Annotated in this window: 17 protein-coding genes; 13 read left to right on the forward strand and 4 right to left on the reverse strand. The window is 61.1% G+C overall.

What is annotated here, in order from left to right; translation table 11 throughout:
- Positions 1 to 5: 5 nt before the first annotated feature.
- From AC1Q6I_RS11450 to AC1Q6I_RS11485, 8 genes are read left to right on the forward strand one after another with little or no spacing between them, the layout of a single operon-like run.
- Positions 6 to 137, forward strand: a complete 132-nt coding sequence (locus AC1Q6I_RS11450; RefSeq protein WP_024075948.1) for a hypothetical protein — start codon at positions 6 to 8, stop codon at positions 135 to 137.
- Positions 138 to 152: 15 nt separating this feature from the next.
- On the forward strand, positions 153 to 1,343 hold the full coding sequence (tagH, locus tag AC1Q6I_RS11455; protein ID WP_102624763.1) for a type VI secretion system-associated FHA domain protein TagH: 1,191 nt from the start codon (positions 153 to 155) through the stop codon (positions 1,341 to 1,343).
- A 5-nt stretch (positions 1,344 to 1,348) separates the two neighbouring features.
- Entirely contained in the window at positions 1,349 to 1,834 is a 486-nt protein-coding gene (tssJ, locus tag AC1Q6I_RS11460) for a type VI secretion system lipoprotein TssJ (protein WP_069077420.1), read from the forward strand.
- Position 1,835: 1 nt separating this feature from the next.
- The gene (gene tssK, locus AC1Q6I_RS11465) at positions 1,836 to 3,164 is read left to right on the forward strand and encodes a type VI secretion system baseplate subunit TssK (RefSeq protein ID WP_102624764.1); all 1,329 of its coding nucleotides are present in this window, start codon (positions 1,836 to 1,838) and stop codon (positions 3,162 to 3,164) included.
- Positions 3,165 to 3,169: 5 nt separating this feature from the next.
- The gene (gene icmH / locus AC1Q6I_RS11470) at positions 3,170 to 4,036 is read left to right on the forward strand and encodes a type IVB secretion system protein IcmH/DotU (RefSeq protein WP_024075944.1); all 867 of its coding nucleotides are present in this window, start codon (positions 3,170 to 3,172) and stop codon (positions 4,034 to 4,036) included.
- Positions 4,037 to 4,051: 15 nt separating this feature from the next.
- Complete coding sequence (gene tssM, locus AC1Q6I_RS11475; RefSeq protein ID WP_102624765.1) at positions 4,052 to 7,414, forward strand: type VI secretion system membrane subunit TssM; 3,363 nt, start codon at positions 4,052 to 4,054, stop codon at positions 7,412 to 7,414.
- A complete protein-coding gene (locus AC1Q6I_RS11480; RefSeq protein ID WP_102642548.1) occupies positions 7,411 to 8,142 on the forward strand; it encodes a PP2C family protein-serine/threonine phosphatase in 732 nt (243 codons plus the stop codon). The genes tssM and AC1Q6I_RS11480 overlap by 4 nt, the downstream gene beginning before the upstream one ends.
- The gene (locus AC1Q6I_RS11485) at positions 8,139 to 8,975 is read left to right on the forward strand and encodes a serine/threonine-protein kinase (RefSeq protein ID WP_102625092.1); all 837 of its coding nucleotides are present in this window, start codon (positions 8,139 to 8,141) and stop codon (positions 8,973 to 8,975) included. The genes AC1Q6I_RS11480 and AC1Q6I_RS11485 overlap by 4 nt, the downstream gene beginning before the upstream one ends.
- A 7-nt stretch (positions 8,976 to 8,982) precedes the next feature.
- Here the strand turns inward: AC1Q6I_RS11485 and AC1Q6I_RS11490 are convergent, their stop codons facing one another.
- Entirely contained in the window at positions 8,983 to 9,312 is a 330-nt protein-coding gene (locus AC1Q6I_RS11490; RefSeq protein WP_024075940.1) for a DUF6388 family protein, read from the reverse strand.
- A gap of 302 nt (positions 9,313 to 9,614) precedes the next feature.
- Between AC1Q6I_RS11490 and AC1Q6I_RS11495 the strand changes: the two genes are divergently transcribed.
- Positions 9,615 to 11,690: a PTS sugar transporter subunit IIC/EAL domain-containing protein gene (locus tag AC1Q6I_RS11495; RefSeq protein ID WP_102625093.1), complete on the forward strand. Its 2,076-nt coding sequence runs from the start codon at positions 9,615 to 9,617 to the stop codon at positions 11,688 to 11,690.
- Here AC1Q6I_RS11495 and AC1Q6I_RS11500 read toward each other — a convergent pair.
- Genes AC1Q6I_RS11500 through AC1Q6I_RS11510 form a run of 3 tightly spaced genes read right to left on the reverse strand, consistent with a single transcriptional unit; the run spans position 11,687 to position 14,970 of the window.
- Positions 11,687 to 12,529, reverse strand: a complete 843-nt coding sequence (locus AC1Q6I_RS11500; protein ID WP_102625094.1) for a metal-dependent hydrolase — start codon at positions 12,527 to 12,529, stop codon at positions 11,687 to 11,689. The two genes, AC1Q6I_RS11495 and AC1Q6I_RS11500, sit on opposite strands and share 4 nt — an antisense overlap.
- Positions 12,530 to 12,544: 15 nt before the next feature.
- Entirely contained in the window at positions 12,545 to 13,435 is an 891-nt protein-coding gene (locus tag AC1Q6I_RS11505) for an SDR family NAD(P)-dependent oxidoreductase (protein ID WP_102625095.1), read from the reverse strand.
- Positions 13,432 to 14,970, reverse strand: a complete 1,539-nt coding sequence (locus tag AC1Q6I_RS11510; protein ID WP_102625096.1) for a flavin-containing monooxygenase — start codon at positions 14,968 to 14,970, stop codon at positions 13,432 to 13,434. The genes AC1Q6I_RS11505 and AC1Q6I_RS11510 overlap by 4 nt, the downstream gene beginning before the upstream one ends.
- A gap of 276 nt (positions 14,971 to 15,246) precedes the next feature.
- On the opposite strand from AC1Q6I_RS11510, the gene AC1Q6I_RS11515 reads away from it, so the two are divergent.
- The 4 genes from AC1Q6I_RS11515 (at position 15,247) to praB (ending at position 19,119) form a co-directional block, all read left to right on the forward strand.
- Positions 15,247 to 16,245, forward strand: a complete 999-nt coding sequence (locus AC1Q6I_RS11515; RefSeq protein WP_256581240.1) for an alpha/beta fold hydrolase — start codon at positions 15,247 to 15,249, stop codon at positions 16,243 to 16,245.
- Between the two features lie 318 nt (positions 16,246 to 16,563).
- Positions 16,564 to 17,844 (forward strand): alkane 1-monooxygenase, encoded by a 1,281-nt coding sequence (locus AC1Q6I_RS11520; protein WP_069076356.1) that lies wholly within the window; start codon positions 16,564 to 16,566, stop codon positions 17,842 to 17,844.
- A gap of 135 nt (positions 17,845 to 17,979) precedes the next feature.
- On the forward strand, positions 17,980 to 18,474 hold the full coding sequence (praA, locus tag AC1Q6I_RS11525; protein WP_102625098.1) for an alkane oxidation protein activator PraA: 495 nt from the start codon (positions 17,980 to 17,982) through the stop codon (positions 18,472 to 18,474).
- A gap of 132 nt (positions 18,475 to 18,606) precedes the next feature.
- Positions 18,607 to 19,119: an alkane oxidation protein activator PraB gene (gene praB / locus AC1Q6I_RS11530; RefSeq protein WP_024075932.1), complete on the forward strand. Its 513-nt coding sequence runs from the start codon at positions 18,607 to 18,609 to the stop codon at positions 19,117 to 19,119.
- The last annotated feature ends 39 nt before the right edge of the window (positions 19,120 to 19,158 follow it).

The following is a 19,158-nucleotide window of genomic DNA, read 5'->3' on the forward strand; positions in this document are numbered from 1 at the left end:
ACCCGATGCCTGATCGTCTGTGGCAAGCCATGTTGCTTGTGTTGTGTGTGCTGGGCGGCTGTAACGCCAATTATGTCTTCGATGATGCTGACTACCGTCCGTTGGGCGACCCGCAAGCGACCAGTCGCGGCCAGTGAATGGAGGACCCGAGCATGCAACTGGTATTTGAAGTGTATGACGGCGCTGGCACCGAGCCGCTGGCCGGCGCTCGCAAGACGTTTGCCGGTGTCGGCGGTGTGATCGGTCGCGGGGCCGGTTGCGACTGGGTGATCCCCGATGCCAGTCGACTGTTGTCCAGTCACCATGGGCTGGTGAGCTACCGTGAAGGTCGCTACTTTCTGACGGACATCAGCAGCAATGGCATTTGCGTGGCCGACAGTGGTGAACGCCTGAATAAAGGGCAGGCGCGACTGATCGCCGACGGTGATCTTTTTCAACTGGGGGCATTGGCGATACGCGCAAGGCTTATCGAGCCGCCGGCCCCGCCCGGCGCGCGGCGATTTACGGCACCGGGGCCGATTCCCGACGATGCTTTCCTGGCCCTGGACCCCATGCAGGCGCTGGATGATGAGGACCTCACCCATCCGTCATTGGACGGGCTGGATGCATTGAGTACTGTCGCCCAAGAACCGGGGCAGTGGATGACTCACAGCGCGGCGGACCGAGACCATCTGGTCTTGCCTCGATGGGTGGAGCCCGACCTGGAGGTGCCGCCGAGCCCGCAGGTTGTCACTGCGCCAGCGGACAACGAGTCCTTTTGGACGCTGTTTGCGGCAGCGCTGGGGATCCGCCTCGACGACGTTGACAGGCCAGCGCGAGAGGCATTGGCGATCAAGGTCGCCGGCTTGCTCAAGCTGAGTATCGAGGGGTTGCAGCACAACCTGCGCACCTGCGACGAACTGAAAAGTGAATCGAACCTGGCGCCCGCCGCTCCCGTTGTGAACAGCCCAAACCCCCTCAGGCAGTGCGCGGATGCCGAGACGGCGTTGGCCGCATTGTTGGGCATCAGCGAATTTGGCCAACTGCCCGCCGACCTGGCGATCACTCAAGTGCACCGGGATATGCAGACGCATCAGATTGCATTGCTGGCGGCATGTCGTGCCGCGGCGCGCAGCGCGCGGGAAGCGTTCGCCCCCAGCTATCTGCTGCTGTGTTTCGAGCGCCAGGACAAATCGCCCCGGTTCAACACCGACGGTGCCCAATGGCGCGCCTATCAACGTCACTACCAGCGCCTGGTCGAGGCTGAACCGCTCACGGGACACCTGTTGGGCAAGGACTTCGCCAGAGCCTATGACGAGCAGGTCCGCCTGATCTCCACCCTTCATGTGGACTACCCGGGATGATGATCATGTATCGAGCCGCCGTTGCATCCATGCTGGTGGTATTCAGCCTGTTGACCGGGTGCAGCACCCTGTCGCCTTTTTCTACCGTGACCAAGCTGGACCTGAAGCTGGTCGCCAGCGATCAGGTCAACCCCGACCTGCACGGGCGTCCCTCGCCGATCGTGGTGCACTTGCTCGAGCTGCGCCATCCCGTGGCCTTCGAGAACGCCGATTTTTTCAGCCTTTACGGGCGTGCCGAGCAAGCCTTGCCCAAGGACTGGGTAAGCAGCGAGGAGCTGGAAATGCGCCCCGGCGAACGGCTGGAGCTCAAGCTCAAGGTTGAACCGCAGAGCCGTTATGTGGGGGTGCTGGCCGCCTATCGAGACCTGCCCCATGTGCAGTGGCGAATGGTGGTGTCGCTTAACCCGCAGAAACTGACCCGGGCCAGCCTGGTGCTTGACAAGGCTGGCATCCGGGTCGCCAACCCGATTTCTGGTGCGAGGCAGGATTGATATGCTCGTTCATAAAGTCATTTGGCAGGAAGGCATGTTGTTGCGGCCCCAGCACCTGCAACACAACGATCGTTACTACAACCAGCAACTCAACCGCACCCGCCTGCTGGGCTGCGACACCTGGGGTTTCATCACCCTTGAAATCGACCTGCAGTACCTGCGCCTGGGCAAGATCGTCGTCAACCAAGCCAGTGGTGTATTACCCGACGGCAGCCTCTTTGAGTTGAGTGCCGCCGTGGAGCCGCTGGTCCTGCAGGTACCTGCCAACGCGGGCAGGCAAGGGATCTATCTTGCGTTGCCGTTGACGACCCACAACCAGATCGAGGCGCGCAAGCAGGACCAGGCCGATGTCTGGGCACGCTATATCACCTGGCCGATGGACGTTGGCGACTCCAATGCCGGTGTCGATTTACGTTGTCAGATTCACTGCGGCCGTCCGGACCTGCGCCTGCTGCTGGGGGAGCATCACAGTGACCAGGCGTGTGTGATGCTCAAGGTCGCCCAGGTTGTGGATTGCACGGATGAAGAGGGCGTGAGCCTGGACCCGGAGTTCAGCCCGACCTTCATGTATGTCCAGGGATCGGCTTATGTATCGTCGTGCCTCAAGGAGGTGATCAGCCTGCTGGCCTGCCGAGGCGACGCCATTGCAGAGCGTATCCAGGGCAACGGTGCCGCCGCCGGTTCGCAGATCGGCGACTTTCTGATGCTGCAACTGGTCAATCGTTGCGAGTGGGTCCTGCGTCACTATCTGGGCCAGGTTCAGGTTCGTCCGGAAACGGTGTTCCGCGAGTGCCTGTCGATGCTCGGTGAGTTATCGACGTTCGCCCATGACAGCAAGCGTGCCCCGTTGGACGTGCGGTATCGGCATAACGACCAGGGCGCCAGCTTTCGTGGGCTGATGGAGGGCATTCGCTCCATGCTGTCGATGGTGCTGGAGCAGCATGCCATGGAGCTCGCGCTGCAACAGCGTCAATACGGCGTGCTGGTATGCCCGGTGAGCGACCTCAAGCTGCTCGGCAGCGCGACCTTCATCCTGACGGCCAGCGCGCAGTGTGATTCGGATGAGCTTCGTCACCGTTTGCCGGCGCATCTGAAGATCGGCCCGGTGGAGCGTATACGCGAACTGGTCAACCTGCATCTGGCGGGCATCAAGGTCAAGCCGCTGCCGGTGGCGCCGCGCCAGTTGCCGTTCCATGCCGGCAAAACCTATTTCATGCTCGAACTCAGCGCCCGGGACATCACGCAACTGGAGCATTCGGGTGGGTTTGCCTTCCATGTCGGCGGCGAGTTTGCCGAGCTTGAACTCACCTTCTGGGCCATCAGGAACTGAACACTATGACCACGGACCGTGAATACCCACAGGACGAAAAAACTGTCCTGCTTGATCGTGAAGGACGGGGGCCGGCGCAGGGCGCGATCACCGACTTCCCCACGCCACCGCGCTTCGAGCAATTGGAAGACCGAATGATCTACGCGGCCCGCTTGCAGGGCGCGCAGACCTTCAATATGGGGCTTAACCCGCTGGTTGCGGTCGCTTGGGAATTACTGGCGGAGGTGGCCCGGCTCAGGAGCCATTGCGGTCGGGAAAGCTTGCAAACACTGAATGATCGGCTGTCGGAAGGGGTCACCCAATTCGAGACCCGTGCCTTACATGAGGGGAGCGAAAACGGCCAGGTCATGTCGGCGCGTTATGTGTTGTGCAGCGTGATCGATGAAGCGGTGGTGACCACCGCCTGGGGCAGTCGCAGCGACTGGTCGAAGGTCAGCCTGCTGAGCCGCTTCCATAACGAAACGTTCGGCGGCGAAAAGTTTTTCCAGCTGCTGGAGCGACTGTCCCGAGACCCGGTCAAGCACATTGCGCTGCTGGAATTGATGTACCTGTGCCTGGCGATGGGGTTTGAGGGTAAATATCGGGTCATGGAGCGTGGCGTGCTGCAACTTGAAGCGGTGCGCGATGCCTTGTATCGCCAGGTCAGGCATGTCCGGGGCACGCCGCTGCCTGTCTCTGTATTACCGCCACGGGTGGAGCCCGTACGCCATAAAGCCCCGCGCAAGCTGCCGACCCTTTGGGTTGGAATCCTTTGCCTGGGCTGCATGCTGGCGATCTATTCGGGGTTTGCCTGGGTATTGGGCAAAGAGCGCACACAGGTGCTGCAACCTTTTCAAATTTCGGCGCCGGATCTGACTCGGACGCCCCTGTAACGCTGGGAGCAATGAATGAACGCATTCTTCAAGGGCGCGGGCACCGTGCTGGCTACGATTTGGGTCTGGAGCTTGTTGCTGGTGCTTTCAGTCGCGCTGTTGGTATGGTTTTTCGGACCCTTGCTCGCGGTGGACGGGTATCGGTTCTGGGCCGCACCGACATCGCGCCTGTTGACCGTCTGCGTGATGTTTCTGTTGTGGGGGCTGGCGATGGTCCTGGCCGGCGGGCGCCGCGCCGCGCGGCTGAAAAAGCCCGGACACCAGGCGCATCATGAGCAACAGGGGCGCATCGAGGACGAGCAGAAACAAGTGCGTGGCCGCTTCAGGGAGGCGCTGCATACCCTGAAAACCTCTGGCCGGTATGCTGAACGCAGCGAGCGTTGGCGTGATGAGCTGCCCTGGTACCTGTTGATCGGCGAGGCGGGCAGTGGCAAGACGCGCTTGCTGGCGGCCAGTGGGTTGCCGTTTCCGCTGGACCGTGTCGAGCCGAGTTCGACGGGCCAGACCCGCTACTGTGATTGGTACTTTGCCGACGACGCGGTGCTGGTCGATACCGCCGGACGCTACCTGACGCAACCGGACGGTGCCGTGGATGCCGCGGGCTGGTTGACCTTGCTCAGGCTGCTCAGGGCGCGACGCCAGGTCCGCCCGCTCAATGGTGTCGTGGTGACCTTGTCGATGGAAACGCTGGTTGGCAGCCACCCGCTGGATCTGGACCATCACGCCCGTCACATTCACACGCGCTTGCAGGAAATCCAGCAGACGTTGCATGTCGATGTGCCGATCTACCTGGTCCTGACCCAGGCCGATCGGTTGACGGGGTTTGCCGAATACTTCGACTCACCCCAGGCCGACGCCGCCGAAGGCGTACTGGGTGAACAGCTGATCACCGGCAAGGCCGGCACTGAAGTCACCCAGGTGCGCCAGGCGTTCGAGACACTGCTGCAACGCCTGGGGGGGGAGTTGATTCAGCGCTTGCACGCGCAGCGCAGTGTCGAGCAGCGCGGGCTGACACTCGACTTTCCGCAACAGATGGCGCGAGTCGGCGAACGCCTGTGCGCATTTATCGAGCTGGCTTTTTCCGCGCATCGTTATCAACGTATCAACGGACTGCGCGGGTTCTATTTGACCTGCGCCGGTGAGCGCGGCTCGCACTTCATCCAGGGCTTGTTCAACCGGGTGATATTTGCCGAGGCCGGCCTCGCCGGTCTGCAGGGCCAGGAACAGCAGCGCATACGTCGCCGGCAAATCGGCGTGGCCGTGGCCGCAACCCTGATCATCGGTGCGGCGGGTTGGCTGTGGATGCACAGTTATTCGGTCAACCATCATCGCTTGCAGCAACTGGCCAACCTGGCGACGCCAGTTGCCTTGCCACTTGGTACGGACGCGACGCTGGCCGTGTTGCCGCTGCTGGATGCACGGCGGGCGGCGATCCAGGTTTTCCCCGCAGTGCAGGACGTGCCACTGGTGGAACGTGCAGGCTTGTATCAGGGAGAAGCGAGTCAGCCGGTGCTGGACAGCGCTTATGAGCAGGCCCTGCAACAGCAGTTATTGCCACGGGTGACCGAGTTGCTCGAAGAGCAGGTGCGTTCGAGCCTGGATGATCGCGAGCGGCTGTTGGACAACCTGCGTGCCTACCTGATGCTCACCTTGCGCGAGCGCCGTGATACGGCTTGGCTGGCGCAGCGAGTGGCTGGCCATTGGTCGGCACGTTATGCGGGCGATACGTCGACACAGCACCGCCTGAATGTGCACCTGGCGCAGTTGCTTGGGCAATCGTTCGTGGCACCGGTGGATGATCAACTGGTTGCCCTGGCGCGCCAGGCATTGCGCGGTGAGTCGTTGGCCGATGTGATCTACCGGGTGCTGCGCGAGCAGTCGCGTAACCTGGAACCCTTGCGCTTTGCCGAGGGCAAGGTATTTGCCGCCATCGATCATCCGATCCCCGGGTTCTACACAAAACGGTATTTGCAGTATTTCGAGACGCAGGGGCCGCGATTGGTGAATGCCATTGCCCAGGACAATTGGGTGCTGGGTGAAGGGACGGACTTGAGTGCCATGGATTTACGCCGGCTGATGCTTGAGCTCGAGCAGCGTTACTTCAGCGAGTACGCCGACGCCTGGAGTGAGGCATTGGGCCAGGTCAGCCTGCAGGCGACTGACGGCCTCAGGCAAGGTGCCGAGCAACTTGCCAGCTTGACGTCCGCCCAGTCGCCCGTGATCCAGCTGTTGCAGTTGGTCAGGGAAAATACCCGCTTGCTCCCTGTCAGCGAGCGACTGGATGAGGTGACGCGCCAGATCGGTGAGGTGGGCGCGGTGGCGCAGTTGGCAAGCGACGCGCTAATGGAGCAGTTGCCGCCGGATTCGGCCCGGCGTGCGTTGCAGCGCCGCTTCGAACCGTTGCACCAGATGCTGGACGAGCGGCAAAACCCCGGTGCCGAGTTAAGCCAGGCCCTGCGTCTGGCCGACGAGTTGCACCTGCAACTGACGGCCCTGAACCGTGAGAGTGCGCCGGAGCAGGCGGCCTTCCAAAAGGCTATACGGCGCATGGAGGGCCAGCAGGATGTGCTGGGCAATTTGCGTGATGCTGCTGCGCGTCTGCCACTGCCGCTGTCTGCCTGGTTCGAGGCCATTGCCGATGATGTCTGGCGCCACTGGTTGGACGAGGCCTATGTGTATGTGAACCAGCGCTATCAAAGCGAGGTATACGGTGTGTATGCCAAGGCCATTCGCCAGCGGTACCCGTTCAATGCCCACGGTACCAGCGATGTGGCGCTCAGTGATTTCACCGATTTTTTCAAGCCTCGAGGTGTGATGGCGCGGTTCTATGACAGTTACCTGCGCCCGTTTGTCAGCACCGAGGGCAGCCGCTACCGCTTGCGCGGCCTGGACGGGCGCAGCTTTCCGACATCACGTGCTTTCCTGGACCAACTGGCGAAGGCGCAAGTGATCCGGCGCGGTTTTTTTTCCGAGGAACAAGGAGGGTTGTCCGTGCGCTTTACCCTGGCCCCCTACAGCCTGGACCAGGCGGTCAGTCGCGCCATCTTGCGTATTGGCGATCAACAACTGGAATATCGCCACGGCCCCATCGTGCCCATGGCGTTTCATTGGCCCACCGAGGCCGACAACGGTCGCAGCAGCCTGGTCCTGGAGCGGGGCGCGCATCGACCCCTGGGGATCGAGAAAAACAGCGGAGATTGGTCATTGTTCCGCTTCTTCGATTTGATGCAGAGCGAGCCCGCCAATGGCCGAAACGCGCAGATACTCAAGTCTGACCTCTCGGGTTTGCGCGCCAATTACCTGTTGACCAGCCAGCGCATGCCCAACCCATTTCAAATCGCGGCCTGGCGCACGTTCCGCTTGCCGGAGCGTCTGTGAGCCGCCATCGCACCCCTTGGCGCAGTGCGGGGCGTACGCAGCGCGGCAAGGTCAGGGCGCGTAACGAGGACGCGTTCCTCGATTGCCCTCAACGCGGCTGTTGGGCGGTGGCGGACGGCATGGGCGGGCACCGGGCCGGGGATGTGGCCAGCCAATGGGTGGCCAGCAGCCTGGCGTCCTTGTCGGGGCAGGGTAGCCTCGATCAGCGCGTGGAAGCCGTTCGCCGATGCCTGCAATCGCTCAATTGGCAACTGGGCCATGTGCTGAGACGCCCCGCAGGTGATCTCGACGGCACCATGGGCAGCACCGTCGTCACGCTACTGTTGGAGGGCGGTCGTGCTGCCTGTGTGTGGGCGGGAGACAGCCGTTGCTACCTGTGGCGCGGGCAGAACCTGTATCAACTGTCCCGCGACCACTCCCTGCTTCGACAATTGATGGATGAACAACAGTTGAGCCTGGAGCAGGCCCGAGCCCACCCGGATGCGCGGGCCTTGACGCGGGCCATCGGCGCCCGTGAGCCCTTGAACCTGGAAGTGCTGGAGCTCAGCACTCGGCCAGGCGATGTGTTCCTGTTGTGCAGCGACGGTCTGTACCAGTCACTCAGTCATGGCGAGCTGGGACGTGCCTTGAGCATGGGCACGCCGCAACAGATGGTGGACCGGTTGTTCGCCGCCGTCATGCGCGGCACGGCGCGGGACGACCTGACTGCTGTGGTGGTGCAGTCATGAGCGCGACCGTGGCCCCACCCAGCCTGCTCGCCGGGCGTTATCAGCTGGAGCGGATACTCGGCAGCGGAGGCATGGGTGTGGTCTACCGCGCCCGTGACTTGCTGCACGAACAATTCGGCGAACCGTGTTCCAGTGTGGCCTTGAAGGTCCTCGGCGAAACCTTTGCCGAGTGCCCGGACGCCCATGTGCTGTTGTACAGCGAGTTTGCCCTGGCCCGCGGCCTGCGACATGAGCGGGTGGTGCGCATGTATGGATTCGACGTCGATATCAACCGGCATATCGCGTTCTTTACCATGGAGTTGATGCACGGCATGACCCTGGACCGACTGCTGCTCGAATACCCCGGTGGCATGCCTTGGCGAGAACTGCAACCGATGGCGGTGCAGTTGCTCGACGCCATGGCGTATACCCATCGCCTGGGTGTGCTGCACGGCGATCTGAAGCCGGGCAACGTCATGGTCAGCGAGGAGGGCCTGCGGTTGTTCGATTTCGGCCTGGGGCAGTCGCTGCTCACGACCGGGTTGCCGGGCCTGAGCCGCGGCCATATCGGTGCCTGGACACCCGCTTATGCCGCGCCGGAGCTGCTGGCCGGCGATGCGCTGTCAATGGCCGCCGACCTGTACGGCGTGGCGTGCGTGCTTTACGAGATGGCGCAAGGACGGCGGCCGGTGGAGCGCTCATCCGCTGAGTCACTGCCGCGGCCACGGCAATGGCCTCGGCATTATTGGCCGGCGTTACGCACGGCGCTGGCCCTGGACCCCGAGCGTCGCACCATCAGCGTCGCTGAGTTGCGTGAGATGATGGGCTGCCCGTGGCGCCGTTGGTTTGTGTAGCGCGGTGTCAGCTGTTCACGTCGTGCAACCGGCAGTAGTCAGCCCAGCTCATGCCGGCCATCTGCGCCACTTCCTTGTGGACTTCGAGGCGTTGGGCTTCGAACGCCTGGGCTGACTCCGCTGTCAGCTTGAGTGTCAGCTCCCAGGCAAACAGCCCCTGGCGCTCGGCTTCAGCCTCGAAGGCTTCGTGCAGGTGCTCGGCGCGGTATTGCGCCAGGGTTTCGCCTTTGGCCTGGGCCGCCAGCGGGTTCAGGGTATCCAACTGCGTGACGATGTCGGGATGTTCTGCCAGGAATCGGTCCAGGGCGAGCTGGTGGTTATCGCCGGGTTGTGACAAGGCTGTGCTCCAGGTTGATAAAGGGGTCAGGGTCGAGGTGCAGTCGCGTCCAGTGTCCGGCGCCACGTTAACGGATGGCGGGTGCCGGCTGGCAGAACGGGCGGATCGTCGATCTGCGCGTCGAGGACCAAGGATGGGCCAACCCAGGAAGTTCGACAAGCATAACGCCCCGAAATGAATGCCGAAAAAAACCGGGTGGCGCTGCAAAAGCCTTTCGCTCCCGCTATCAGGACGTGTAGCGTTAGCCGGTGTTTTCGGCCCTGCCTCCCAGGGACGGTAAGCGACGGACAGAGGGATGGGTCATGGCGCAAACGCTGTTCAAACTGTTCTTTACCCAGCGTCTGGCCGCCCTGGCCAGTACCGAGTCATTGCGTGCGATCCGCGAGGGGCTGTTGTGGATCCTGCCGTGCCTGCTGGTGTCGGCCGCCTTTCTGATCCTGTCCGAATGCGCTCGCGTGCTGGGGTTCGCCCCGTCGTTGGTGACCTTCCTGGCGGGGCTGCATAACCAGATCAGCTCGGTGATCCCGCTATTGGTGGCGGCCTCCATCGGTTACATGCTTGCCATTCAATATCGGCTGCCACAGTTGCCCGTCGCCTTCCTGTGCCTGGCCCACGTGGTGGTGGCGACCTTTATCCTGCGTGATTACCCGCGCACCTCGGCCACCTTCGTACTGTTTATCGCGATTGCTTCGCCGCTGCTCAATGTGCCCGCGATCGCCTGGCTGCATCGCTATCGCTGGACCCGCCTGGTCAACGAGGACCTGGTGACCCACAACCTCAGGGGCACCATCAATATGGTGATGCCGGGGGCAATCACCTCACTGGCCTTGGTGGTGGTGCTGTCGATGCTGTTGCAGATTCCCTATGTGGCAGAGCTTCAGGGGCCGCAGGTGATCGATGCGCTGGAATCACCCTACGGCAGCGGTTTGTTCGTGACCCTGATGAATTCGCTGTTGTGGTTTTTCGGCATTCACGGTGTGTACGCGATGCAGCCGTTGTTCGATGTGCTGGACCAGGCGGTGGTGCTGAACCATGCCGCCTTGGCCGCCGGAGAGCCGATCAAGTACCTGCTCAACAGTGGCCTGCTGGGCAGTTTCGCCTTTATCGGTGGCTCGGGCGGGGCGCTGTGCCTGTTGGTGGCGATCCTGCTGTTTTCCCGGAGCCAGTCCATGCGCCTGTTGGCAATAGCCAGCTTGCCGTTGTCGTTGTTCAACGTCAGCGAAGTGCTGCTGTTTGGTTTGCCGATTATCCTCAACCCGCGCTTGTTCATTCCGTTCCTGCTGGTGCCGGCTTTCAATGCGATGGTGGCGCTGACCGTGGTGCAGCTCGGCTGGGTGTCGCCCGCCGTGGTCAGCGTGCCATTTACCGCGCCGGTGCTGTTCAATGCCTACCTCAGCACCCACGGCGATCTGGCCGCGGTGGTGCTGCAAGTCGCCCTGCTGGTGATCGGCACCCTGATCTACGCGCCCTATGTGCGCGCGATCCATCGTCAGCCCACCGAAGGCGGTACGGTGTACCTCAAGTCGTTGGACATGACCTTTCGCGGCCTCGAAGAAAAAGGCCGCCTGCTGGAGTTGGACCCGGTGCTCGCGTCCCACAAGCTGCTGGCGCGCCAGGCCAACGAACTGAGCCGCATCCAGCAGATCAGCGATTATGAGTTCTACCTCGAGTTCCAGCCCCAGGTCTCGACCCGCACCGGCCTGTGTACCGGCTGTGAAGCCTTGATGCGCGCCCGGGATGCCCAGGGTACCGTGCATTCGCCCTGGGAATTTCTGCAATGGCTGGCCCAGGCGCGACTGATGCCGGATGTGGATGTGTGGGTGGCGTCCCAGGCCGTGCGTGAGTACCAGAAGTGGCAGAAAGTCGGTTTTGCCTTGCCGATGACGATCAATATTTCCAGCGCCACCCTGACGGATGCTGCCTATGGCGAACGCCTGGTGGAAATCCTGGCCCAGGCCCACGGGCAGGTGTCGGTGGAAATCACCGAAGACGCGTTGGTCAGTGATATCCAGGTCACGCGCCAGACCCTCCAGAAACTGCAAGCCATCGGCGCCAAGGTCTATATCGATGACTTTGGCACCGGGTATTCCGCCTTGAGTTACCTGCACCAGTTTCCGGTGGACTTCATCAAGATCGACCGCAGTTTTGTGGTCGCCCAGCACGAGCCCAAGGGCGCCCAGGTGCTGACCGGCCTGTTGCGCTTTTGCGAGGCGTTGAACCTCGGAGTGGTGGTCGAAGGCGTGGAGACCGCCGAGCAGTTGGCCTTCCTGAACTCAGGCAATGAGCTGATTATCCAGGGCTGGTATTTCAGCAAGGCGCTGCCAGGCGATCAATTGCAAGGCTTTGTGCGCAATCGTGCCAGCCTGGCCGAGGCCTAGGCCGACTCGTAGCCGCCACCGGTCCGGGCGATCTCTTCGAGCAACCCGTCTATGCGCGCCAGGCGTGCGCGGTTGTCGTGGTCCCAGGGGTGAAAGCCGGGTTTGAAGTAATGCAGCCACGGCCGCAGCATCCTTGGGAACACCCCCTTGGGACCGTAGAGAAACTTGAGCATGCGCCAGAACCCCTTTAAATGCCCTCCGGCTTTGCGGTCGGCAATCAGCAAGCGTACGTGGAAATCAAACACCACCAGCCAGAAGAGCAGGGTGGTGGTGAGCATGGTCCCGGTGCGCAACAGATAGCGCAGTGGCCCGGGCTTGACCACGGTGTTCCACACATCGAACGCCACGGCCTTGTGCTCGGTTTCTTCCAGGGCGTGCCAGTACCACATCTGCTGGTAGCCCTTGTGTGAGTCGCCAAAGCGCGACGGGTCGCTGAGCAGTATTTCCGCGAGCATCGCGGTGTAGTGCTCCAGGGCGATGGTTACTGCCAGGTTGAAAGACGGCGGCAGGTGTTTTTTCTGCAGGTCGAGGATGAATTTCAGACGTCGGTCCAGGGTGTGCGCCGGCAGCCCCGCCGCTTGCAGCAAATCGTTATAGGCCACGTGTTCGCGGCTGTGCATGGCTTCCTGGCCGATAAAACCCTGGATCTCTTTCTTCAACTGCGGGTCATGGATGTGCGCGCGGTAGTGGCGCACGCTGTCCATGAAAAACAGCTCCCCTTGGGGAAACAGCAGCGACAGGGCATTGAAGAAGTGCGTGATGAACGGGCCTTGCTCATGCCAGTTCTTGATGCGTTCAGCCGGTAAGGCAAAGCGGATATCGCGACGGATAGGCAGCATGGTGCGTCCTCCTGTTCAGAGACGGGATTCGTCGTTGGTTTCAAGCATCGGCCTGCGTGGTTTGGGCGCCATGCGTCTGCTGGCGAGCACTACCAAGGCCTGATAGGCCGCCGGCAGGCAGCGCGCGAGCAGGTCGAGGCAATACGCGTCGCGGCCAATCAGCACGCGGCGCTTGTTCTTGCGCACACCTTGCAGGATCACCTTGGCGGCCTGATCGGCGTCGGTAATGAACAGCTTCTCGAAGTCGGCACGGGCCTGCTGTTCGCTGTGGATCAAAAAGCCGGTCATGTTCGCGTCGATACGGCTGCTGCGGCAGATATCGGTGCGAATGCCACCTGGGTGTACACAGGTGGCCGAGACGCCGCACCGTTGCAAATCGAGCTCCTGGCGCAGGGCTTCGGTAAAGCCGCGCACGGCGAATTTGGTCGCGTTGTAGCCGCTCATGCCGGGCTGGGCAAACAGGCCGAAGACGCTGGAGGTGTTGATCACATGGCCGTCGCCGCTGGCCTTGAGGTAGGGCAAAAATGCCTTGGTGCCATGCACCACGCCCCAGAAGTTGATGCCGACGATCCATTCCAGGTCGGCATAGTCCACGCCTTCGACGGTGCTCGACAGCGCCACGCCGGCATTATTGAAGATCAGGTTGACCTGGCCATGGTCGGCCGCACAGCGCGCGGCCCAGTCTTCCATGGCCTGGCGGTCGGACACATCCAGCACCTGGGTGGTGACGGTCACAGGCGACAGGGTCGAGGTCTTGATCAAGGCCAGGGTCTGCTCCAGTCCCTGGCTATTCTTGTCCGCCAGCGCCAGGTGACAGCCTTCCCTGGCCAGGGCCAGGGCCAATGCGCGGCCCATACCCGACGCCGCGCCGGTAATCGCCGCTACGCGGCCGTTGAATGACTTCATGACAGGCTCCTTTCGACACCGGCATTGGGTGCGGCTATCGCGCGCGGTGGTGCGTTGACCGGCGCCAGGCCGACGATATAGTCCTTGAGCACAAAGTGCCGGGTGACCTGCTTGAAGCGCCAGGTCGAACCGGGCCACAGCGTGGTGTTCTTGCCGGTACGGGGATCGAGATACCAGCTGCGGCAACCGCCGGTATTCCAGATGGTGCGCTTGAGCCTGGCCTGCAGTTGCTGGTTGTAGGTGTGCTCCACGGCGGGTTTGACGTCGACCGTGGCGATGCGGTGTCGCTGCATGTGCTTGAGCGCATCGAGGATGTAGGCGACCTGGGCCTCGATCATCAGAATCATCGAGTTATGCCCCAGCCCGGTGTTGGGCCCGATGATCAGGAACAGGTTCGGATAGCCCGGCACCGTGGTGCCTTTATAGGCATGTGCGCCATCGCGCCAGGCATCCATCAGGTCGACGCGGTCGCGGCCGATGATGCAATCGCGGGGCAGCGGGTCGGTGGCCTGGAAGCCAGTGCCGAAGATCAGGCAATCGGCGGGGTGTTTTTTACCGTCGGCGGTGATCACGCCATCGGCTTCGATGCGCAGCACACTCTCGGTCACCACCTCGACATTGCTGCGTGACAGCGCCGGGTAATAGTCGTTGGAGATCAGCACGCGCTTGCAGCCGATGGTGTAGTCCGGGGTCAGGGCCTTGCGCAGGGAAGGGCGGGCCACTTGTTTGTGCAGGTGGCGCAGGGCGATTTTCTGCACCATCTTCATCAGCCGTGGGTGCAGGGCAAAGCCCACCACGCGACCTTCCAGCGCCCAGTAAAAAGCACCGCGTACCAGGCGCTGGGTGAAAGGCAGGTGCTTGAAGGCCCAGCGTTCGGCGCGAGAAATCGGTCGGTCGGGCTTGGGCATGATCCACGGCGGGGTGCGTTGGAACAGGTCCAGATGGGCCACCTGTGGCGCGATCTGCGGCACGAACTGAATGGCACTGGCGCCCGTGCCGATCACCGCCACGCGCTTGCCCTTCAAGAGGTAGTCGTGGTCCCACTGCTGGGAGTGGAAGCGCTTGCCCTTGAAACTCTCCAGCCCCGGAATATCCGGCAGCGCCGGGCGCGACAGCGCCCCCATGCCCGATATCAGCACCCGCGCGCTGACCTGGCGCCCGTCACTGAAACGCAGTTGCCAGCGTTGCTGCTGCTCATCGAACACGGCGCGTTGCAGGCCCATGTTGAAGCGCAGGTACGGCATCAGCTCGAATCGCCGGGCGCATTGCTCCAGGTAAGCGCGGATTTCCGTTTGCGGCGCGAATTGGCGCGTCCAGTCAGGGTTGGGCGCAAACGAAAACGAATAGACATGGGACTGCACATCGCAGGCGCACCCTGGGTAGTGGTTGTCGCGCCACGTGCCGCCGAGCGTCTCGGCCTGCTCGGCGATAAAGAAGTCGGTCAGGCCGGCCTCCTTGAGCTGGATGGCCATGCACAGGCCGGCGAAGCCTGAACCGATGATGGCGATGTCGATGGATTCGCTGTGGGCATTCATAGGCAGTCCTTCATGGGCATCGAATGTGCTCCTGTTTTTTGTTTTGTCTTTTAGATAGAACACCATTGCAAAGGAAAATTGAATTATTTATTTTAAAAAAGATTTTAAATAATCTACCTGAAAATATCGCCTACGCTAGTCCCTGGCTCCTTATGTGCGACCTGTCCGACGGACGCGAGGGTATGCACGAAGTTTAGGTCCCGGGTGTGGACGATGGCTGAGGCCTTGATCAATACCGGTCGGGCGGTCGGCAGCAGGGAAGCAGAGGACCGAGCTATGGCTGTTGAATGGGTTATCGCTGCGGGTGTGCTGGTCGGTGCGAGCGCGGTGTTATGGGGGTTCAGTACCTGGATGACACGGCGCATCGAAGCAGCTGTTCCAGGCAATGGGCGTTTCGTCGATGTCGAGGGCGAGCGCTTTCACTATTACGAGGAGGGCGAAGGCCCACCGCTGGTCATGATTCACGGGCTGATGGGCAGCAGTCGCAACCTGACCTATGCCTTGTCCGGCCGATTGCGTGAGCACTTCAGGGTGATCACCCTCGACCGCCCGGGGTCGGGTTATTCCACCCGTCACACCGGTACGCCCGCCGACCTGCCGGCCCAGGCCCGGCAAATCGCCGCCTTTATCAAGACGCTGGGCCTGGACAAACCGCTGGTGCTGGGGCATTCCCTCGGCGGTGCGATTGCCCTGGCGCTGGCCCTTGACCACCTCCATGCGGTATCGGGGTTGATTCTGGTGGCGCCGCTGACCCATCCCCAACGTTTGTTGCCACTGGTGTTCCTGTCATTGGCGGTGCGCCCGGCGTGGTTGCGACGCTGGATGGCGCATACCCTGACCATGCCCGTCGGCCTGCTGACCAAAGGCTCGGTGGTCAAAGGCGTGTTCGCCCCTGATGCCGCTCCAGACGATTTCGCCACGCGCGGTGGCGGCTTGCTCGGCATGCGCCCTGACAACTTCTATGCCGCCTCCACCGAGATCAACCTGGTCAACCAGCACTTGCCGGACATGGTCAAGCGCTACCCGCAACTGACCCTGCCCATCGGCCTGATCTACGGCGCACAGGACAAGGTGCTGGACTTTCAAAAACACGGCCAGGCCCTGGCCAGCAAGGTGCCGGGGCTTAAGCTGCAAGTGGTGGAGGGGCGCGGACACATGTTGCCAATCACGGCCACCGAGCGTGTGGCCGTGCTGGTGGAGCAGGTTGCCAAGCGCGTGCGACCGGCGCAAAACGCCACGCTGTTGCATCCGCCATTTGCCCTGGCGAGTAAATAATTGGTTACCCGACTTGCGGTTCAACGGCGTCAATTGCCTGGCCTAGACACCTGACTAAACAGCTGAAAAAGAGACTGATCGGTCACGGAAAAAAGCGCTCGAGAAACTAGTTGACGACCTAACGATTCCGCGCTATTTATTTAAAAAAATTATTTCAATGTCTAATTTGAAATAATTTTTGAAATGCCTAAGAGCGAATAAAATAATGAAAAAAACGTCTTTTATCGCATGGTTGGTTTCTCGGGGCAGTCAGCGTTCCGTGAACCTGTTTGTCGCCCCATTCGTTTGCCTGCCCACCGACTGCATTCGGAGGCTGCCATGAACCAGGCCCTGGCAGCTCCAAGCATCTGGACCGACGGCAAGCGCCACCTGTGGTGGCTCGGCATCATGCCGCTGGCAACCCCCTTGCTCTCCGGCGCTCTCGCCATCACCACCGGCGTACAACAATTGTGGTGGGTCGGCGTACTGGTGATTTTTGGCCTGATCCCGTTGATCGACGGCCTGCTCGGTGAAGACGTCAGCAACCCGCCCGAGTCCGCCGTCAGCCACCTTGAGTCCCAAGGCTACTACCGCTGGATCGTCTACACCGGTGTGCTGTTTGTCATCGCTTCGGTGGTCATCACCGGCTGGCTGGCCGCTGGCGGTATCGACTGGATCATCAACGGCGGCCTGCTGCACGCCACCGCCACGCTGGACCCTTCGAGCTGGATGGCACAGGCCGCTGCGTATATCACCGAGCGCACCCAGCTTCACGGTCAGATCAGCGTATTCACTTACCTGGGCATGGCCATGTCCACGGGGGCTGCCACCGGCATTGCGATCAACACCGCGCATGAACTGGGGCACAAGCCCAAGCCGTTGGAAGTGTTCCTGGCCAAGGTCACGCTGGCCCCTACGTTCTATGGGCACTTCTACACCGAACACAACCGCGGCCATCACGTACGTGTCGCTACCCCGGAAGACCCCGCCAGCTCCCGCCTGGGTGAGAGCTTCTGGGCCTTTCTGCCGCGCTCGGTGTGGTTCAGCGCCCGCTCGGCGTGGAACCTGGAGCGCGAGCGCCTGCGCAAACTCGGCCTGCCGGCCTGGCATTGGAAAAATGGTGTGCTCAGTGCCTGGATGTACAGCGTGGTGCTGTGGGGCGCGATGATCGCCTGGTTGGGTTGGGCAGTGGTGCCATTCCTGATCATCCAGGGCATCTACGGCTTCTCGTTGCTGGAAGTGGTGAACTATGTCGAACACTACGGCCTTAAACGCCAGAAGTTGCCCAACGGTCGTTATGAGCGTTGCTCGCCACGGCATTCCTGGAACAGTAATCGAATTGTCACCAATATCTTTTTGTTCCAGTTGCAACGGCATTCCGATCACCATGCCAACCCCACGCGTAGTTATCAGTCGTTGCGTCACTTCGATGAATCTCCGCAACTACCCTACGGTTACGCGAGCATGATTGTCTGGGCCTATGTACCTTACTTATGGCGACGACGGATGGATCATCGTGTGCTGAATCATTATGGCGGTGATATCACGCTGACCAATCTTCAACCTTCACAGCGTTTGAAGTACTTGGAAAAGTACAGCGGCACGACCCAGTCATTTTGATCTGAAGGAGTACGTTATTTACGGCGTTCGTGATCTGTGTATTGCGCAGGTTGCTATCGCCCTGGTGTTACCGATTTTATGGCAAGCAAGTTGTTTGACCCGAACAAAAATAATTTCAAGGGAAGGACGTACACCATGCAAGCACCTGCCAAGTTCACCACGCATATCGTATTGGCTGCGTTGGGTTTGATTGTCTATCAACAGGCCCAGGCCGCACGTATCGAACCGGCCGGCAGTGCCTTTACTGCCCAGGGCCCCATCAGCTTTTCCAAGGGCGCGCTGATCAGCGCCGACTGCACCATCAAAGTCGCCGGTAAGGTTGCCGCCGATGGGGCGTCGGTGAATGTCGACAAAGTTGAATTCGATGGCGGCCTCAAGTGCAGCCGGGTCGAAGCCATCAACTTGCCGTGGGTATTAATTGCCAAGGACACAAAAAGCGGCTCGATGTCGAAGATCAGCGTAGATGTGCACGCCTTCGGCCTGGGCGGCAAGTGCGGCCCTTCCACGGCCGACGGCACCTGGGATAACGCCACCGGAAAGTTGGAAGCCGCCAATGTTCCGATTGGCGAAGACTGCAAGATCAAGACGGTGTCGATCAAGATGCCACCGAACTTCAAAGTGGTTGAGTAGTGGTTGGATGTTGTAGCGGTAATTGAATTGAGATTTGGCTGGAAAGGGAAGTTCTGCAGTTTCACCGTGACCTCTCGTTCATGGCCATTACCCCGGGCGAAATGAATTCGCCATAACATGTGAGGAAAAACAATGAAAAGCTTGAAAACCCTCGTTTGTGTAACGTCTTTTGCTCTCAGTTTCGGTGCAGCATCGATGGCCAGTGCGGCATCGATCGTTCCGAATGGACCGTTCACCAACTTGACCGGCACCATTACCGTACTTTCGCCTTCTTCGTCCGCCCCTGTTACTTGCACCCTTACTGCGAGCGGCACTGTTGCAGGTGGTGTGGCGACTATTTCAAGCGCTAGTTTCACTGGCGGCATTCTGTGTCCACTGGCGCAACTGAAAAGTCTCCCTACCCCAGGTTGGGTGTTGACCGCTACTAGCCTCAGCGCCGGTACCCTGTCCAATGTGGGCTACGTGATCAATGGTGCTCCTCCGCTGATTCCTCGGTCGGACTGCGGCCCTACCAGCATTGCTGTGACCTGGAATCAATCCACCCACGTTCTTGGCGCAACCAATCAAACCCTGCTTGGTCAGGGAACCGGCAACTGCACTATTCAATCGCTGACTGTTAACGCACCAGGCCTGACCGTTCAATAACTCGTTGGGTTAGAACCAGGGGCTGATCACCCGCTGTAG

This window comes from Pseudomonas sp. MPR-R2A5, from assembly GCF_058793055.1.

Excerpts from the sequence above, each read along its gene's own strand:
- AC1Q6I_RS11450 (WP_024075948.1), top strand. The coding sequence starts at position 6 with ATGCCTGATCGTCTGTGGCAAGCCATGTTGCTTGTGTTGTGTGTGCTG.
- tagH (WP_102624763.1), top strand. The coding sequence starts at position 153 with ATGCAACTGGTATTTGAAGTGTATGACGGCGCTGGCACCGAGCCGCTG.
- tssJ (WP_069077420.1), top strand. The coding sequence starts at position 1,349 with ATGTATCGAGCCGCCGTTGCATCCATGCTGGTGGTATTCAGCCTGTTG.
- tssK (WP_102624764.1), top strand. The coding sequence starts at position 1,836 with ATGCTCGTTCATAAAGTCATTTGGCAGGAAGGCATGTTGTTGCGGCCC.
- icmH (WP_024075944.1), top strand. The coding sequence starts at position 3,170 with ATGACCACGGACCGTGAATACCCACAGGACGAAAAAACTGTCCTGCTT.
- tssM (WP_102624765.1), top strand. The coding sequence starts at position 4,052 with ATGAACGCATTCTTCAAGGGCGCGGGCACCGTGCTGGCTACGATTTGG.
- AC1Q6I_RS11485 (WP_102625092.1), top strand. The coding sequence starts at position 8,139 with ATGAGCGCGACCGTGGCCCCACCCAGCCTGCTCGCCGGGCGTTATCAG.
- AC1Q6I_RS11495 (WP_102625093.1), top strand. The coding sequence starts at position 9,615 with ATGGCGCAAACGCTGTTCAAACTGTTCTTTACCCAGCGTCTGGCCGCC.
- AC1Q6I_RS11500 (WP_102625094.1), bottom strand. The coding sequence starts at position 12,529 with ATGCTGCCTATCCGTCGCGATATCCGCTTTGCCTTACCGGCTGAACGC.
- AC1Q6I_RS11505 (WP_102625095.1), bottom strand. The coding sequence starts at position 13,435 with ATGAAGTCATTCAACGGCCGCGTAGCGGCGATTACCGGCGCGGCGTCG.
- AC1Q6I_RS11510 (WP_102625096.1), bottom strand. The coding sequence starts at position 14,970 with ATGAATGCCCACAGCGAATCCATCGACATCGCCATCATCGGTTCAGGC.
- AC1Q6I_RS11515 (WP_256581240.1), top strand. The coding sequence starts at position 15,247 with ATGGCTGTTGAATGGGTTATCGCTGCGGGTGTGCTGGTCGGTGCGAGC.
- AC1Q6I_RS11520 (WP_069076356.1), top strand. The coding sequence starts at position 16,564 with ATGAACCAGGCCCTGGCAGCTCCAAGCATCTGGACCGACGGCAAGCGC.
- praA (WP_102625098.1), top strand. The coding sequence starts at position 17,980 with ATGCAAGCACCTGCCAAGTTCACCACGCATATCGTATTGGCTGCGTTG.
- praB (WP_024075932.1), top strand. The coding sequence starts at position 18,607 with ATGAAAAGCTTGAAAACCCTCGTTTGTGTAACGTCTTTTGCTCTCAGT.